The organism is Kiritimatiellia bacterium, from assembly GCA_025054615.1.
Taxonomy (GTDB): Bacteria; Verrucomicrobiota; Kiritimatiellia; order CAIVKH01; family CAIVKH01; genus JANWZO01.
This window is the reverse complement of sequence record JANWZO010000006.1, coordinates 101,961-117,102: the sequence shown is the minus strand read 5'-3', so window position 1 is coordinate 117,102 and position 15,142 is coordinate 101,961. Positions and strand designations below refer to the sequence as shown.

13 protein-coding genes are annotated in these 15,142 nt (G+C 59.6%); 10 read left to right on the top strand and 3 right to left on the bottom strand.

Features of this window, described 5'->3' with window-relative positions; all coding sequences use genetic code 11:
* Positions 1-13: 13 nt before the first annotated feature.
* The 3 genes from purM to NZ740_04480 all read right to left on the bottom strand — a co-directional run bounded on the left by purM (position 14) and on the right by NZ740_04480 (position 3,518).
* The gene (gene purM / locus NZ740_04490) at positions 14-1,042 is read right to left on the bottom strand and encodes a phosphoribosylformylglycinamidine cyclo-ligase (protein MCS6771265.1); all 1,029 of its coding nucleotides are present in this window, start codon (positions 1,040-1,042) and stop codon (positions 14-16) included.
* Between the two features lie 3 nt (positions 1,043-1,045).
* Positions 1,046-2,338 carry an adenylosuccinate lyase gene (gene purB / locus NZ740_04485; protein MCS6771264.1) on the bottom strand — a complete coding sequence of 431 codons (1,293 nt, stop codon included), beginning with the start codon at positions 2,336-2,338 and terminating at the stop codon, positions 1,046-1,048.
* Positions 2,339-2,429: 91 nt separating this feature from the next.
* Positions 2,430-3,518, bottom strand: a complete 1,089-nt coding sequence (locus NZ740_04480) for an aminopeptidase (protein MCS6771263.1) — start codon at positions 3,516-3,518, stop codon at positions 2,430-2,432.
* 780 nt (positions 3,519-4,298) lie between these two features.
* On the opposite strand from NZ740_04480, the gene NZ740_04475 reads away from it, so the two are divergent.
* The 10 genes from NZ740_04475 to NZ740_04430 all read left to right on the top strand — a co-directional run bounded on the left by NZ740_04475 (position 4,299) and on the right by NZ740_04430 (position 15,076).
* Entirely contained in the window at positions 4,299-4,724 is a 426-nt protein-coding gene (locus NZ740_04475; protein MCS6771262.1) for an Rrf2 family transcriptional regulator, read from the top strand.
* Positions 4,721-5,107 (top strand): metal-sulfur cluster assembly factor, encoded by a 387-nt coding sequence (locus tag NZ740_04470; protein MCS6771261.1) that lies wholly within the window; start codon positions 4,721-4,723, stop codon positions 5,105-5,107. Before NZ740_04475 ends, NZ740_04470 begins: the two co-directional genes overlap by 4 nt.
* 70 nt (positions 5,108-5,177) lie before the next feature.
* Entirely contained in the window at positions 5,178-5,954 is a 777-nt protein-coding gene (gene sufC / locus NZ740_04465) for a Fe-S cluster assembly ATPase SufC (GenBank protein MCS6771260.1), read from the top strand.
* A gap of 22 nt (positions 5,955-5,976) precedes the next feature.
* Positions 5,977-7,428 (top strand): Fe-S cluster assembly protein SufB, encoded by a 1,452-nt coding sequence (gene sufB, locus NZ740_04460; GenBank protein ID MCS6771259.1) that lies wholly within the window; start codon positions 5,977-5,979, stop codon positions 7,426-7,428.
* A gap of 12 nt (positions 7,429-7,440) precedes the next feature.
* On the top strand, positions 7,441-8,757 hold the full coding sequence (gene sufD / locus NZ740_04455) for a Fe-S cluster assembly protein SufD (protein ID MCS6771258.1): 1,317 nt from the start codon (positions 7,441-7,443) through the stop codon (positions 8,755-8,757).
* Positions 8,754-9,065, top strand: coding sequence for a non-heme iron oxygenase ferredoxin subunit (locus NZ740_04450; GenBank protein MCS6771257.1), 312 nt, complete (start codon positions 8,754-8,756; stop codon positions 9,063-9,065). Before sufD ends, NZ740_04450 begins: the two co-directional genes overlap by 4 nt.
* Before the next feature lie 7 nt (positions 9,066-9,072).
* A complete protein-coding gene (locus tag NZ740_04445; protein MCS6771256.1) occupies positions 9,073-10,335 on the top strand; it encodes a cysteine desulfurase in 1,263 nt (420 codons plus the stop codon).
* Positions 10,322-10,762, top strand: coding sequence for an SUF system NifU family Fe-S cluster assembly protein (locus NZ740_04440; GenBank protein ID MCS6771255.1), 441 nt, complete (start codon positions 10,322-10,324; stop codon positions 10,760-10,762). The genes NZ740_04445 and NZ740_04440 overlap by 14 nt, the downstream gene beginning before the upstream one ends.
* Before the next feature lie 67 nt (positions 10,763-10,829).
* Entirely contained in the window at positions 10,830-13,496 is a 2,667-nt protein-coding gene (locus NZ740_04435; GenBank protein MCS6771254.1) for a PAS domain S-box protein, read from the top strand.
* A complete protein-coding gene (locus NZ740_04430; GenBank protein MCS6771253.1) occupies positions 13,493-15,076 on the top strand; it encodes a response regulator in 1,584 nt (527 codons plus the stop codon). Before NZ740_04435 ends, NZ740_04430 begins: the two co-directional genes overlap by 4 nt.
* Positions 15,077-15,142: the final 66 nt, after the last annotated feature.

The window sequence follows — 15,142 nt, the reverse complement described above, 5'->3', positions numbered from 1 at the left end:
AACGGATATGCCGTCAGAGAAGGATCGCCTTGCCGCTGCCCCGCTCAATTCGGCCGATGACACAGGGGGATTCGCCAGATTTTACGAGGATGGACAAGGCGCGTGATTCGTCCTCCGGTCGAACCACGATCACCAAACCGATGCCCATGTTGAACACGCGGTACATCTCGTCCCGGTCGATGCCGCCGGTTTCCTGGATGAACTGGAAGACGGCCGGAGGCGACCACGCCGAACGGTCGATGACCGCATTGACCCGGCGGGGCAGGATGCGGGGAAGATTGTCCGGGAAGCCTCCGCCCGTGATGTGGGCCATGCCGCGGATGCGAATTTTTTTCATCAACGCTGAGACCGGTTTGAGGTAGCTGCGGTGGACAGCGAGAAGGACATCGGCGACGGTTTGGTCAGTCCCGGGAAAGATGTCATCGCACTCGAGTTGCGCCTTGCGGAAGACAACCGCCCGAGCGAGCGAGTAGCCGTTGGTGTGAAGGCCGCTGGAGGGCAGCCCGATCAGGACGTCCCCGCGGCGAATCTCCTCGCCCGTGATGAGCTCTGAGCGTTTGACCGAGCCGACGATGGTCCCGACAAGGTCGTACTCGCCGTCCGGATAGAGGTCTGGCAATTCGGCCGTTTCACCGCCAATCAGTGCACAGCCGTTTTCCTTGCAGGCGGCACAAATGCCCCCGACGATTTGTTCCAACACCGGCGCATCGATCCGACTCATGCCGATGTAATCCAGAAAAAACAGCGGCCTGGCGCCTTGGACGAGAATGTCGTTGACACAATGATTGACGAGGTCCCGGCCGACGGTGTCGTGCCGACCTGCGCGGACCGCAACCTTCAACTTGGTCCCCACGCCGTCGGTACTGCTGACCAGCAGGTGGCTCTTGCCTGGCGACCGAAACAATCCGCCGAAGGAACCCCATGCGCCGGTCACTCCTGCAGTGCGCGTGGCGGCGATTCGTTTTTTCAACCTCGCGAGGACGGACATTTTGGCGTCGATATCAACGCCGGCGGCGGAGTAGGCGGATGAGGATCGGTTCATGGTTTAGAGCCCCACAGCTTTGAAAATGCGGTCCACGTGTTTGAAATGGATCGAGATGTCGAATACCGTGTCGAGATCCTCAGGCGTAACCTTGTCTGCGATTTCGGGATCTGCGGCGAGGAGGTCCTTGAAATGTTCGCCCGTCCGCCACGCGCGCATGGCATTGCGCTGGACGACCCGGTATGCCACCTCGCGGCTGATGCCCTTTTCGGTGAGCAGGAGCAGGGCCTGTTGCGAGTGGATCAATCCGCGGGTCAGCTCAAGGTTTTTTCGCATTGCATCGGGATACACGGTGAGTGTCCGAACGAGGAACGCGAGTTTGTCGAGCATGTAGTCGAGCGCGATGGTGGCGTCCGGCAGCGCAACGCGTTCGACCGAGGAGTGGGAGATGTCCCGCTCGTGCCACAGCGCAACGTTTTCCATCCCTGCGATCGCGTAGCTTCGAACCAGGCGCGCGAGTCCGCAAAGCCGCTCGCCCAGGATGGGATTGCGTTTGTGCGGCATCGCGGAGGAGCCTTTCTGGCCCTCGGCAAAAAACTCCTCAACCTCCCGAACCTCCGTCCGCTGGAGGTGGCGAAATTCGGTGGCCCACCGTTCGATGGAACACGCCGCCAGCGCAAGGGCGGAAAAGTATTCCGCATGGAGATCGCGCTGGAGAATCTGGGTTGAGATGGGCGCCGGTTTCAGGCCGAGTTTTTTGCAAACGAATGCCTCGACGCGGGGGTCGAGGTGAGCGTGGGTGCCGACCGCCCCGGACAGTTGACCGACCCGAACGGTTTCACGTGCGATTTCAAGGCGGCGCTGGACGCGGCCGAATTCATCATACATCAACGCCATTTTGAGGCCGAAGGTGATTGGCTCAGCGTGTACGCCGTGAGACCGGCCAATCATCGGGGTGTATTTGTGCCGCCTCGCCTGAGCGGCGGCCGCTCTGCGCACGGCCTTCACGTCGCTGATCAGCAGGTCCGCCGCTTGCACCATCTGGACGGCCAGCGCGGTGTCAATGACGTCCGAGCTGGTGAGGCCCTTGTGAATGAAGCGGGCGGACGGTCCGACGTTTTCAGCCACACAGGTGAGAAACGCGATGACGTCATGGTTGACCTCGCGCTCGATTTCCTCGATGCGCGCGGTATCGAATCGTGCCTTTTTGACGATGTTCTGGAAATCCCGGTCGGGAATCTGGCCGAGCCGGTGCAGCGCCTCGCAGGCGAGCAGCTCGACCTTGAGCCATATCGAAAATTTGTGCTCGTCGGTCCAGATGCGGCTCATCTCGGGCCGCGAGTATCGAGGAATCATCGGCAGCAACCCCTTTTGGCGCTTGCAGTCCTATCAAACGCATCGCGACGCGGAAAAACAATTTTTCCGCGGCGGCTTGGCCGGCGGCCGATCATTCCACGAATTGCCCGTCTTTCTGAAACAGCCGCCCATCCACATAGATCGCGCCTCCTCGGCGGAGGTCTTTGATCATGTCCCAATGGAGACCCGATTTGTTTCGGCCGCCAGTCTCAGGGTAGGATTCCCCGAGGGCGAGGTGCACGGTGCCGCCGATTTTCTCGTCGAACAGAATATTCTTGATGAAACGCTGAATGTCGTAGTTGGTGCCGATCCCAAGTTCGCCGAGCCGCCGGGCGCCCGCGTCCATATCCAGCATTTTGAGCAGATATTCCTCATTCTTGGAGGCGGAGGCCTCCACGACGCGGCCTTTGCGAAAGACCAATCGGATGCCATCGATCTCTCGGCCCCCTTCGCAAACGGGAAAGTCGTACCGGATATGGCCCTCGACGGAATCTTCCACGGGACCGGTGAAGATTTCGCCGCTGGGTACGTTGTGGGTGGCCACCGAGGGGACAAAGGTTCGCCCCTTGACCGACATGCGAAGGTCCGTATCAGGGCCCACGATCCGGATTTCGTTCGCGTTGCGTAGACGGGCAATAAGCTTTTTCTGCTTTTTTTCCTCCTCTTGCCAGCCGCGAATAGGGTCCTCAAGGTGCAGGAGATTTGCCCGGAATACGAATTCAGCGAATTCCGACAGGCTCATTTCCGCATCTTGTGCATAAGCCTCGGTGGGGAAGAGCGTGAGCGACCACTTTTTTCTGAGAAGGATTCGGCGGACCGGTCGGCGGGCTTTTGTGAAACGCGCGATCCGCGAGGGGTCTACGCTGGAGAGCGCGCGGGTGTTCGTGCTGCCCATGATTCGGATGGTGCCGTCCACGGCTTTGGCATACGCGGTTTCGAACCGCGGCACGGTGTCAAAGTGCTCCGGCTGCCCGTGTTTGAAAAAAATTTCGGTGGCGGCGGCCGGTACCATCCGAATGACGGGAAAAGCGCCCGCTCTGAGAAGTTCTTCATATACGTCCTGAATGAGGGGCGCGGCGGTGTCGGGTCCCTCCACTCCAATGGTTTCGCCCTTGCGGGCATAAATGGAATAATGGACGAGCAGTTGCGCAAATTTTCGGATTCGCGGGTCGGAAATCATTCGGTTACTCCTTCATTTCGTTCAGAATATGAAAAAAGTTGGAAATTTCCACCGCAGACCTTCTTTTCGACGGGTCAGCTTCGAAAACGGGTCGACTTGTCCCGACTCGGAATGTCACGACCCCTCGGAGGTAGGTACCGGCATACGGCAGATTATTTATTGGGACCCAGAACGAATGCGAGAAAGCATGAACTCCCTATCGATTCCGGCAGGCCCCGACGCACTTCCTCGCCGCTACCGATACTCGATCAAGCTAGTGGCCATTAGGAGTGTTGTGTGTAATCTACGAGTACAAAAATCAGCTTGAGGGTCCACGCAACGGTTCGGATCCAGTTCGTTTGTATCAATTTTTCGATGGCTGTAAGAGCAAAACCTCTTTCAACGACTTGGTGCAGAGGAACTTGAATAAAAAAAGTTGAAAGCCACAGTATCGCGAGACAGCCGATCGCTCCGCATCGTGCGACAGAAAGGACCTCCGCTTGAATCCAGAGTGCAATGCCGGCGACAGCTTCCAGGAGCATCAGAGGGGCGACTAGGAAGGTGATCCGCCTCGTGTGGCGTCTGTGATAGAATTCCCACTTGTCAGACCTTACGTCGCGGAATGACGGATAGACTAGGAGTTGAACCATCCATATCACGCCAAACATGGCAGCTGAGGCTGTCAGCTCAATCGTATTTAACCAATGCTCGACCATTGACATGAGGGGGGATAAAAAGTATAAGTTCCTCTGACTATTTCGATTTTTTTTAACGAAATGCAGACAAAATTTGTCCGGAATTATGCTGTCGTTGACCAAACGGGTGGAATACGCGGTGATGGCGATCCTGCACATGGCTGAGGCGAAGCCATCCGAGTGGTGTTCGTCGAAGGGCATTGCCGAGCGCTATCAGATTCCTGCTGAATTGTTGGGCAAGGTTCTTCAGGCGCTGGCGCGGGCGTCGATTGTACAGTCCACGCCCGGCGTGCGCGGCGGTTATCGGCTGGCACGGCCGCTCGAGAGCCTAAACTTGGGAATGGTCATCGAAGCCGTGGAGGGTCCGATCCGATTGACGGACTGCCAGGCAAATCCGTCGGATTGCGATCAACTTTGTTATTGTACGATCCGAGAGCCGATGCAGGCGATGCAATCTCGGCTGCAGCAGTTCATCTATTCAATTCCGCTCGAGCAATTTCGTGGCTTTTCCAGTCAGGGAATGGTTCGATGACTGATCAACTTCAAGATTCCATATCGCCAGAGCAGACGGGCGCCCCGTCGGAGGGGGCTGGCATGCCCTCAAACGATGTGGTGTGGACGCCGGACCAGGTCCGCGAAATCCTTCGCGGCATTTTTGACCCGGAACTGCATATGAATATTGTCGACCTTGGTCTCGTTTACGATATCCGCATAAGTGGTCCGTCACTCGAGGTGGACATGACCTTGACGTCGCCCGGATGCCCCTACGGCCCTTACTTAATCCACCAGGTCAAGGACACGCTGAAAAGCTTGAAGGGCATCACTGACGCCAAGGTGAATGTGGTTTGGGACCCACCGTGGGGACCGGACAAAATGTCGGAAGAGGTGAGGCTTGAACTGGGATTTGATTTGTAAGGCTCAGGCGCCGGACGCGATGCAATAAATTCGCAGTCAGGCGGCACGTTGACGAGAGAGGAGATGAAATATGACGACCGATCAGACGCCATTCTTTGAAATTCGAAACCTTCGCGCGAGAACGGAAGAGAAGGAAATCCTCAAGGGCGTGGACCTCGTGATCAATCCCGGAGAAATCCATGCCCTGATGGGTCCTAACGGGTCGGGCAAAAGTACATTGTCCAGCGTGATTATGGGCCACCCGGCCTATGAAGTTACCGAAGGCGAGGTGATCTTTCGCGGGCGGAACATCCTCGAGCTGGAGCCGGACGAGCGCGCGCGTCTGGGCTTGTTCCTGGCCTTTCAGTATCCGGTGGCCATCCCCGGGATCAGCGTGGCCAAATTTCTCAAGAGCGCAGCCGAAGCCCGATTTGGGAAGGATGCGGTCAAGCCCGCTGAATTTTTGAAGGAGCTTCGGGAAAATCTGAAGTTCTTCGAAATGAATGAGGAGTTTTTGAACCGGTTTTTGAATGACGGGTTCTCGGGTGGCGAGAAGAAGCGAATGGAAATTCTTCAGATGCTGATGCTGAAGCCTTCGCTGGCGATCCTCGACGAGACCGATTCCGGTTTGGACATCGATGCGCTGCGGATTGTCGCCAAAGGAGTGAACCGGATGATCGGCCCGAATTTCGGGCTGTTGGTCATCACGCACTACGAGCGGATTCTGAATTATATCAAGCCTGATCATCTGCACGTCCTGATCGACGGCCGGATTGCGCTCTCCGGCGGCCCCGAACTAGTCAAGGAGGTCGAGCTCAACGGGTATGACTGGATTCGCGACCGATTTGGCAAAGAAGTCCTTGTCTAACGAGTCTGCGGAGGGAGATGGCATGAATACGGCGGAGACCGCTCACAAACTCGAAACCGATAGCAAGCTGGTTCAGGAGTATCAGTACGGCTTTGTCACCGACATCCCAACCGACGAGCTGCCCAAAGGCCTGAACGAGGACATCATTCGGGCCATTTCGGCGAAAAAGAATGAGCCGGAGTGGATGACCGAGTGGCGATTGAAGGCCTTCCGAAAGTGGCAGACGATGAAGGAGCCTCATTGGGCCAAGGTTAACTATCCGCCAATCGATTATCAGAACATTCGCTACTACTCGGCCCCCAAATCGGCGTCCGCGGGAGGTGTCGAGGCTGATCCCGAGCTGTTGAAAACCTTTGAGCGGCTCGGCGTGCCTCTCCATGAGCGAGAGCGACTGGCGGGCGTGGCGGTGGATGCGGTGTTCGACAGCGTGTCGGTTGCCACCACGCACCGCGAAATGCTCGCGGAGCTTGGAATCATTTTTTGTTCGATGTCCGAGGCAATCCAAAACCACCCAGAGCTAGTTCGTAAATATCTGGGCACCGTGGTGCCGCCCGGCGACAACTTCTTCGCCGCGCTCAACTCCGCGGTCTTCAGCGACGGTTCCTTCTGCTACATCCCCAAAGGCGTCCGGTGCCCCGTGGAACTCTCGACCTATTTCCGCATCAACGCGCGGGATACGGGGCAGTTCGAACGCACGTTGATCGTCGCAGAGGAGGGGGCCTACGTGTCCTACATTGAGGGCTGCACCGCGCCGATGCGCGATACGAACCAACTCCATGCGGCGGTCGTGGAGCTGATTGCGCTCGACCACGCGGAGATCAAATATTCGACTGTGCAGAACTGGTATTCCGGCGACGAGCAGGGCCAGGGCGGCATCTACAATTTTGTGACCAAGCGCGGGCACTGCCGCGGCCGCTATTCTAAAATCTCCTGGACGCAGGTCGAGGTCGGCGCCGCCATCACGTGGAAGTATCCGAGCGTAATCCTCGAGGGGGATCATTCCGTTGGTGAATTTTATTCCGTCGCTTTCACCAACAAGAAAATGCAGGCGGACACCGGCACGAAAATGATTCACATCGGGGCGCACACGAAGAGCACGATCATTTCCAAGGGAATTTCCGCCGGCGAATCGGTGAACACCTACCGGGGTCTCGTGCAAATTCTCCCCACCGCCCTGCACGCGCGAAATCACACCTGCTGCGACTCCATGCTCATCGGGAGCAAGTGCACGGCCAACACCTATCCCGTAATCGAGGCCGAGACCTCGACCGCGATCACGGAGCACGAGGCGACGACGTCGAAGATCAGCGAAGAACAATTATTCTACGTACAGAGCCGAGGGATCGATGAGGAGAGCGCCACCTCGCTCATCGTCAACGGCTTTTGCAAGGAGGTGTTTAAGGAGCTGCCGCTCGAGTTTTCCGTTGAAGCGGTCAAGCTTCTGGAGATCAAGCTGGAACACAGTGTCGGCTGATCGGAGGACTTTATGACCACGGCACAACTTGAGAGTCTTGCCCACGTCATCCCCGGCTTCAGCGAGGGTGCGCGTCCCCGCGTGGCCGAACCGCCGCTTCTAAAATCGAAGCGGGACGCCGCCTTCGCGGCCTATCTGGAACTTCCCGCGCCCACCGCGCGGGATGACGAATGGAGGCGGACTGACCCGTCCCTGTTTCCGTTTGAACAGTTCTCCCCAGCCCCGGTTCCCGCCCGCCAGGATAGCGCGTACGCGCCCGGACCTTGGGATGCGGAGTTTGATGTGGTGGTGAGTGTGGGCGACGAGGCCCTGTCTATCCTGGATGCCTCAGGCGCGATTGCCCGGGGCGAGATTGTGGTGACAACGCTCGCGGATGCGGCTGTTCAGCACCCGGAGCTGGTCAGTCGCTATCTGCAAGGGCCGGCCCGCGTCAAGGAGGCGCGGAAATTCAGCCTGCTTGCGGATGCCTTTTGGCAAATCGGGTTGTTCATCTACGTGCCGCCGAATCGCGGCGTCGATCGCGGTGTTTTCGTTCGGTACTCGCATGCTCATGCCGGCCGAGCTGTCGTGCCGCGTCTGCTCGCGATCGTTGACCGCGGCGGTCGCTTGACTCTCGCGGAACATTACGAATCGCCCGCCGACAAAGACTTGCTGGCAATCTCGTCCCGGGAACTGTATGCCTGCGCGGGCGCCTCGTTGCGCTCGGCATCGCTCCAGGAGTGGGGGGGCCAAACCTATCACATTGGGGAGGATTGGGTGCGAGCGGAACGCGACGCCCGTGTGGAATGGGTCACGCTGCTACTGGGGGGCCGGGTCAGCAAGATGATGGTCTCCTGCGACGTCCACGAGCCCAACGCGAATGCCTTCATGAGCGGATTGTTTTTCGCGAGCGGGAATCAGCGCGTCGACCAGAAAACTCTCCAACTTCACTCCGCCCCTCATACCTATAGCAACCTCCTCTACAAGGGGGCTGTCAAGGACAGCGGGCATTCCGTATATCAGGGCATCATCGAAGCCGCCCCGGGCGCGATCAAGGTCGACGCTTACCAGATGAACAACAATCTGATCCTCAGCGAGGGCGCGCGCGCCGATTCACTACCCGGTTTGCAGATTGACGCCGACGATCTCAAATGCAGCCACGGCGCCACGATCGGGAACATCGACCCGAATCAACTATTTTATCTGCGGGCGCGCGGCCTGTCCGACGCGGAGGCCCGCCAGATGCTCGTCATGGGCTTTTTCGAAGAGGTGATCGCGCGTGTGCCATACGAGTTCATGCGCGAGCGGGTCCGCGAAGACGTCCGCCGAAAGGTGGGAGATGCTGTATGAGCGAGTGGCAGGAAGTCGCCCGGGTGTCCGAATTCGACCAGACCGATCGGAAAATGGTCGATTTAGGAGGTAGCCACCAGATTGGTATTTTCCGCCGAAGCGACGGCTTTTACGCCATCAGCGTGTGGTGCAGTCACCAGAAGGCGTCGATGTTTCACGGCGAGGTGACCGACCATCAGATTGAATGTCCTCTGCACGGCGCTCGTTTTTGCCTGAAGACCGGACGAAATTTGAGCCTGCCGGCGGTTCGGCCGATCCGGCGTTATGACTTGAAGGTCGAAGGAGATCGGATTTTCCTGAAGGTCTGAGCCGCCCATGAATCTAGCGCCGCCAGCGCATGCAAGGGGCCTCGATGTCGCCGCGGTTCGGAGAGATTTCCCGATCCTGGACCGCGAGGTGTACCCCGGGCGGCGCCTCATATACCTGGACAATGCCGCCACGTCTCAGAAGCCGCGCGCCGTTCTCGACGCGATGCAACGCTTTTACCTCGAGTCGAATGCCAACGTGCATCGCGCCATTCACCGCCTCGCGGAGGAGGCGACTGACGCGTATGAGCAGGCGCGACGATCGGTGGCTCGCCTATTGAACGCGCCCGAAGAGCGCTGCGTCGTTTTCACGCGCGGAGCGACCGAGGCGATCAATCTGGTGGCTCACGCGTGGGGCGATCGCCACATTGGCGCCGGCGACGTCATTCTCGTAACTGAGATGGAGCACCACAGCAACCTCGTGCCCTGGCAGATGCTCGCCCGGCGAGTCGGCGCCTCTGTGGCGGCGGTGCCGGTCACGGATCGCGGTGAGCTGGACCTCGACGCGTTTGATCGGCTGCTCACCGGGCGCGTCAAATTGTTCGCCTTCACGCACGTCTCAAACGTGCTGGGGACGGTCAATCCGGTTCGGGAATTGAGTCGGCGCGCTCGTGCGGTCGGCGCCGCGGTTCTGGTCGACGGCGCCCAGAGCGTGCCGCACATGCCGGTCGATGTTCAGGCGCTCGATTGCGATTTTCTGGCCTTTTCCGGCCACAAAATGTGCGGGCCGACTGGGATCGGCGCCCTCTACATCAAAGCGGAGCGCCTCGACGAGATGGACCCTTTTCTCGGCGGCGGCGAGATGATCAGCCGGGTCACGATTCCGGAGTCAACATGGGCTGAGCCGCCCCACAAGTTCGAGGCGGGAACGCCGAATATTGCGGGCGCCGTCGGACTTGGGGCCGCGGCGGAGTATCTGCTGAATCTTGGGCTCGAGGCGGTTCACGAATACGAGCGCGAATTGGCTGCCCATGCGAGGATGCGACTCGCTGAGATTCCCGGCCTGACCATTTACGGGTGCGCGCCGGAGCGCGGTGGCGCGATCTCCTTTGAGATGGCAGGAATTCATCCCCATGACCTTGCGCATTTTGTCGACCGCGACGGCATCGCGATTCGCGCCGGACACATGTGCGCCCAGCCTCTGCTTCGGCGACTGGGCGTCCAAGCCCTGAGCCGCGCTTCGATGTACCTTTACAATACGACAGACGAAATTGACGCGCTGGCGCGATCGCTCTTGCGCGCGAGGGACTTTTTTGGCCGTGGAACTGGATGATCTGTACCAGGACATCATCCTGGATCATTATCGGCACCCTCGCCGAAGGCGACCCATCCCGGATGGAGAGGCGATTGTGGACGAGGAGAATCCCGTCTGCGGCGACCGCATCAAACTTATGGCCCGCCTCCGTGACCGGAAGGTGGAGGATATCGCTATTGACGTTCAGGGTTGTGCAATCTGCACCGCCTCCGCTTCGATGATGGCCGAACGGGCGTACGGCGCCACGGTGGACGAATGCAAGCGGTTCGCCGGCGACTTCATCCGGATGATGCGGGGCGGTCCTGAATTGCCAGAGAGCGAGCTCGGCGAACTCGCGGCCCTCCGTGGCGTGCGATCGTTTCCCATCCGCGTCAAATGCGCTACAATGCCCTGGCACGCGCTGGAAACTGCCCTGTCGCGACTGGAGCGCGAATCGGCCAGTTAGTGCGCGGTGCGCCACCTGTGCGGTTGCCTCCCTCACGAGGTGGTCCTAACATGGCTTGAGGCGTTTGATGCTTCCGTTCGTTTATCGGTTCACTTCGTGGATTCGGGACCCGCGTCGCGCGGGATACCTCAAGCCCGTGTCGGTGACCGTCGCTATCACAGCGCTGCTGATGCTGCTTTACAAGGGGTTGGAGGAACGGTTTTTCCCCACGATGCCGGTGTGGCAGTCGCGCCTCAACGCGGTGGTCGTGAGTTGCACCATCACCGGGGTCATGGCCTTCCTCGCGTTGCAAATCTACCGCCAGATGGCGCGAGACACGATCGAAGAATTGACCAAGCGCCTGCGGCTGAACGAGGAATTGATCAAGGAACGAAATCTCATCGAATCCTTGATGCAGAGTTCGGTCGACCGAATTTCGTTCAAGGATTTGGACAGCCGCTATATTCGCGCGAGTCGGTCCGTTGCAGAAACCTTCAAACTGTCTCGTCCGGACGAAGTGGTCGGTCGGAGTGATTTTGATTTTTACACCGAAGAATGCGCCCAGTTCCTCCGGCGAGAGGAACAAGCCGTCATCCGAAGCGGCAAACCGATCGTCGGCAGGGCCGTGCGGGAAGAGTGGCTGGACGGACGCGAGACGTGGGCCTCTGTCACAATCGTTCCGTTGAGGGAGCGTCAGGGCGCTGTTGTTGGCACGCTGAGTATCGCGCGCGACATCACGGAATCGCGGGCAAAGGAGGAGAGGATTCGGCAGCTCTCGCGAGCGGTGGAACAGAGCCCTCACATGGTGGTCATCACCGACCGCGCTGGTAAAATTGAATATGTCAATCCGAGATTTACCGAAATCACCGGCTATACGCTGGATGAGGCGATTGGGCAGACGCCGCGGATCCTCCGCTCGGGAGCGCACGGCCCTGCCTTCTATCAGCAGATGTGGGCCACCATTCTCGCGGGCAACGAATGGCGCGGCGAAATACTCAACCGGCGCAAGAACAGCGATCTCTTCTGGGTGCGGACAGTCATTTCGCCGATTCGCAACTCCGCGGGCGAAATAACCCATCTTGTCAGCGTTGCCGAGGACATCTCGCGCGAAAAGGAGCAGGCGGAGCAGATTCAGCGCGAACAGGCCCGCCGAAAAGAACTGGAACACATCATCTCGCGCGGTCCCGCGATAGTGTTTCTCTGGCGCAATGAGCCAGGATGGCCAGTCGAGTATGTCTCCGAAAATGTGGCGCAGTGGGGATACTCCGCCGAGGATTTGACCAGCGGCCGCATCCCCTACGCACAGGTTATCCACCCCGATGACCTGGCGCGTGTGGCGGACGAAGTGCGCCACTACACCGAGGGAGGGATCGACAACTACATCCAGGAATACCGAATCATCCAAAAGGGCGGCGAAGTGCGATGGGTCGAGGATCGCACCTGGACGCGGCGCGGAGCGGACGGAAAAGTGTCCCATTACCAAGGCGTTGTCCTCGACATCACCGAGCGCAAGCAGGCCGAACAGGCGCAGCAGGCGCTCCTGGAGGGGCTTCGCACGGTCCTGGCCATGGCAGACGACCTGTTCGCCTGCCCGACAGAAGACGCGCTCTACCTGCGGGCGGTCGAACTTGCCCGCGAACGGTTGCGCCTGGAACGCTGTGGCATTCTTGTTCTGGAGGGCGACCGACTGCATGGCACATACGGAACCGGACTCCAAGGCGAGACCACGGATGAACACAAGCTCGTGTTCGCCGTCGATGAGGTTTGGCGTGAACGGTTGAAACCCCGCGGCTCTCATGAGAAGCGATGGATATTGTCCGTCGAACCACATCGCGTCTGGCGGACAGACCACATTGAAGAACTTCCGCCCGGGTGGGTGGCGATTACCCCCATTCAGTCCAGCGCCCAAGAGGTGATTGGCGCCTTTTGCAACGACACGGCGATCAGCCGCGCCCCGCCGGATTCAATCGTCCAGGAAATCGTGGTGGTCTTCTGTTCGCTTCTGGCGAACATGGTGCTGCGCAAGAGGGCGGAGGAAGAACAGCTTCGAAGCCGAGCGGAGCAACGGGAAATCATGGAGCGGGCCGACCGTTTGAATTCCCTCGGCCTGCTTGCGGCGGGGATCGCCCACGAAATCAATAACCCGCTGCAGGGCATGTTGAGCCATGTGCGGGCGATCGGTCGGGCCCTGCCTGGGGAGTCGTCCGCGCAACACAACCTCCAAATGGTTGAACGCGGCATCGAATCCATCGCGTCGTTGGTGCGCAAGCTGCTCTACCTGGGGTCGAGCGAAAAATCGGTCGAGTCCGCCGATGCGCGCGAATGCGCCGAATTCGTTCTCCAGCTCCTCGCCGAGCCGATGAAAAAGTCGAAAATCCTTGTCGAAAGCCGTTTCCCTGCGTCGCGCATGATTCTTGCGATCCCTCGGCAGGAGCTGATCCAAGTGCTGCTGAATCTGCTGATCAATGCCCGGGACGCTATGCCCGACGGCGGGCAGATCACGTTGGTGGGCGAGGCCGGAGCCCGAACCGGCACGATCCGCATTTCGGATACGGGGCCGGGGATCCCGCCGGACATTCTGAGCCGTATCTTCCTTCCGTTCTTTACGACAAAGGGAACAAAAGGCACCGGCTTGGGTCTCAGCGTGGCCGAGTCGTTGATCCGCAGTAAAAATGGGAAAATCACGGTCGAAAGTCAGGTCGGCCGCGGGGCGACTTTCATCGTCGAGCTACCCTTGCGAGAGGTAAATCCATGAACTCCACCATACTCGTCATCGACGACGACGAACTCGTTCGCACCGGTCTCGCGGCTGATCTTTCGCGCGAGGGGTTCTCGGTGCTGGTTGCTTCCGGCGGACAGCAGGCGCTCGAGATGCTCAGAACCCGCCGTGCGGACCTGGTGCTCTGCGACCTTGTCCTTGGGGATATGGACGGCATCGACGTACTTCGCCGGATCAAGTCCGAATGGCCTGAGACGGCCGTTGTCATGATCACAGGTCACGCGAGCATCCGAAATGTGATGGACGCACTGCGCTCGGGCGCCTCGGACTACATCGCGAAACCGGCCGACCCCGACGAAGTCGCCCATCGACTAAAGACCGTCCTGGATGCGGAGCGCCTACGGCGCGCCCTTGCGGAGGAGCGCGGGCGAGTGGAGGCGCGACGCCGCGAGATGCAGGATTTGCTCATTCGATCCGAACGGATGGCCTCGCTGGCCACACTCGCGGTCGGCGCCGCCGAGGAGCTGAAAAAATTGCTGGATCCCGCCCTAGAGCACTTGGCCTCGATCCGGCATGTTCTGCCGGCAGAACACAGCGTGCTCGAGCCGCTGCGCACGGCGGTCGACCAGATCGAAAGGGCGCGTGCCGCCTTAGCCGATCTCGAGGCGATCGGCCGCGTGACATCCTACGAAAAGGCGGCAGTCTCCCTGAATGAATTGATCGAACGCTGCGTCCGCGATGCGCAAAATCGCGGAATGTTTGGGTACAGGACCAAGGCCCTCATTGAACTGCGCCTGGACCCCTTGCTGCCCGCCGTGTACGGGTCGCAAAAGGCGCTGGAGAAGTGCGTCTTCCACCTGCTGGCGCTTTGCGCCGACCGGGTGTCGCGCGGAGGCATCGTGAGCGTCGAGACAGCGGCCGAGCAGCTCGAGCATTCCATCGGTCGATATGGCTCCGGCAAACCGGGTGAATACGTGTCCATTGCATTCCGGGACACGGGGCCGGAATGGGAGAACCAGGACTTGGATCGGCTGATCGAACCGTTCTATCTGACGCGGCGTGGCGGCTGGCGTTTCATCAGCGGGCTGTCCATGGCCCTTGTGCACCGAATTGTGTCCGACCACGGCGGGTTCCTGGATGCCCGCGTGAACTCGGAAAAAGGGAGCCTCATCGCTGTTTATTTGCCGGTCGAGTCGGGTGCGGAAATTCTTTCTCTGCGTCCCGATTATACGGGGGCGGAACGGATTTTGGTCGTGGATGACAATGCCGAACACCGACGCGGTGCGTGTGAAATCCTGTCCAATCTCGGCTACGAGGTCATCGGGGCCTCGAGCGGCCGTGAAGCCGTCCGGCTGTTCGAAAGTTCGATCCGGGACGAGTCACAGCGCATCGATCTGGTGGTGATTGATCTGGTTCTGGGCGACGAGTTCGATGGCGTGGAGACGTTCAAGAAGTTGATCGAAATTCGCCCCGGCCAGCCGGCGGTCCTTGTCAGCGGATTTGCCGATTTGTCGAGGATCGTCGAGGCGCGCAAGCTCGGCATCCGGCAAACGATCCAGAAGCCCTACACCACCGAGGCCTTAGGCGCCGCCGTGCGCGCCGCGCTTGACCACTAACTGGGATCGAAATTCGCGGACCTGCTGGCGTCCCGCTCGGTCGACGGAGCAGCCAGCGGCTCTCGC

What these genes read in the sequence shown, in the direction of transcription:
- purM (MCS6771265.1), bottom strand. Translation starts at nt 1,042, where the DNA reads ATGAACCGATCCTCATCCGCCTACTCCGCCGCCGGCGTTGATATCGAC.
- purB (MCS6771264.1), bottom strand. Translation starts at nt 2,338, where the DNA reads ATGATTCCTCGATACTCGCGGCCCGAGATGAGCCGCATCTGGACCGAC.
- NZ740_04480 (MCS6771263.1), bottom strand. Translation starts at nt 3,518, where the DNA reads ATGATTTCCGACCCGCGAATCCGAAAATTTGCGCAACTGCTCGTCCAT.
- NZ740_04475 (MCS6771262.1), top strand. Translation starts at nt 4,299, where the DNA reads ATGCTGTCGTTGACCAAACGGGTGGAATACGCGGTGATGGCGATCCTG.
- NZ740_04470 (MCS6771261.1), top strand. Translation starts at nt 4,721, where the DNA reads ATGACTGATCAACTTCAAGATTCCATATCGCCAGAGCAGACGGGCGCC.
- sufC (MCS6771260.1), top strand. Translation starts at nt 5,178, where the DNA reads ATGACGACCGATCAGACGCCATTCTTTGAAATTCGAAACCTTCGCGCG.
- sufB (MCS6771259.1), top strand. Translation starts at nt 5,977, where the DNA reads ATGAATACGGCGGAGACCGCTCACAAACTCGAAACCGATAGCAAGCTG.
- sufD (MCS6771258.1), top strand. Translation starts at nt 7,441, where the DNA reads ATGACCACGGCACAACTTGAGAGTCTTGCCCACGTCATCCCCGGCTTC.
- NZ740_04450 (MCS6771257.1), top strand. Translation starts at nt 8,754, where the DNA reads ATGAGCGAGTGGCAGGAAGTCGCCCGGGTGTCCGAATTCGACCAGACC.
- NZ740_04445 (MCS6771256.1), top strand. Translation starts at nt 9,073, where the DNA reads ATGAATCTAGCGCCGCCAGCGCATGCAAGGGGCCTCGATGTCGCCGCG.
- NZ740_04435 (MCS6771254.1), top strand. Translation starts at nt 10,830, where the DNA reads ATGCTTCCGTTCGTTTATCGGTTCACTTCGTGGATTCGGGACCCGCGT.
- NZ740_04430 (MCS6771253.1), top strand. Translation starts at nt 13,493, where the DNA reads ATGAACTCCACCATACTCGTCATCGACGACGACGAACTCGTTCGCACC.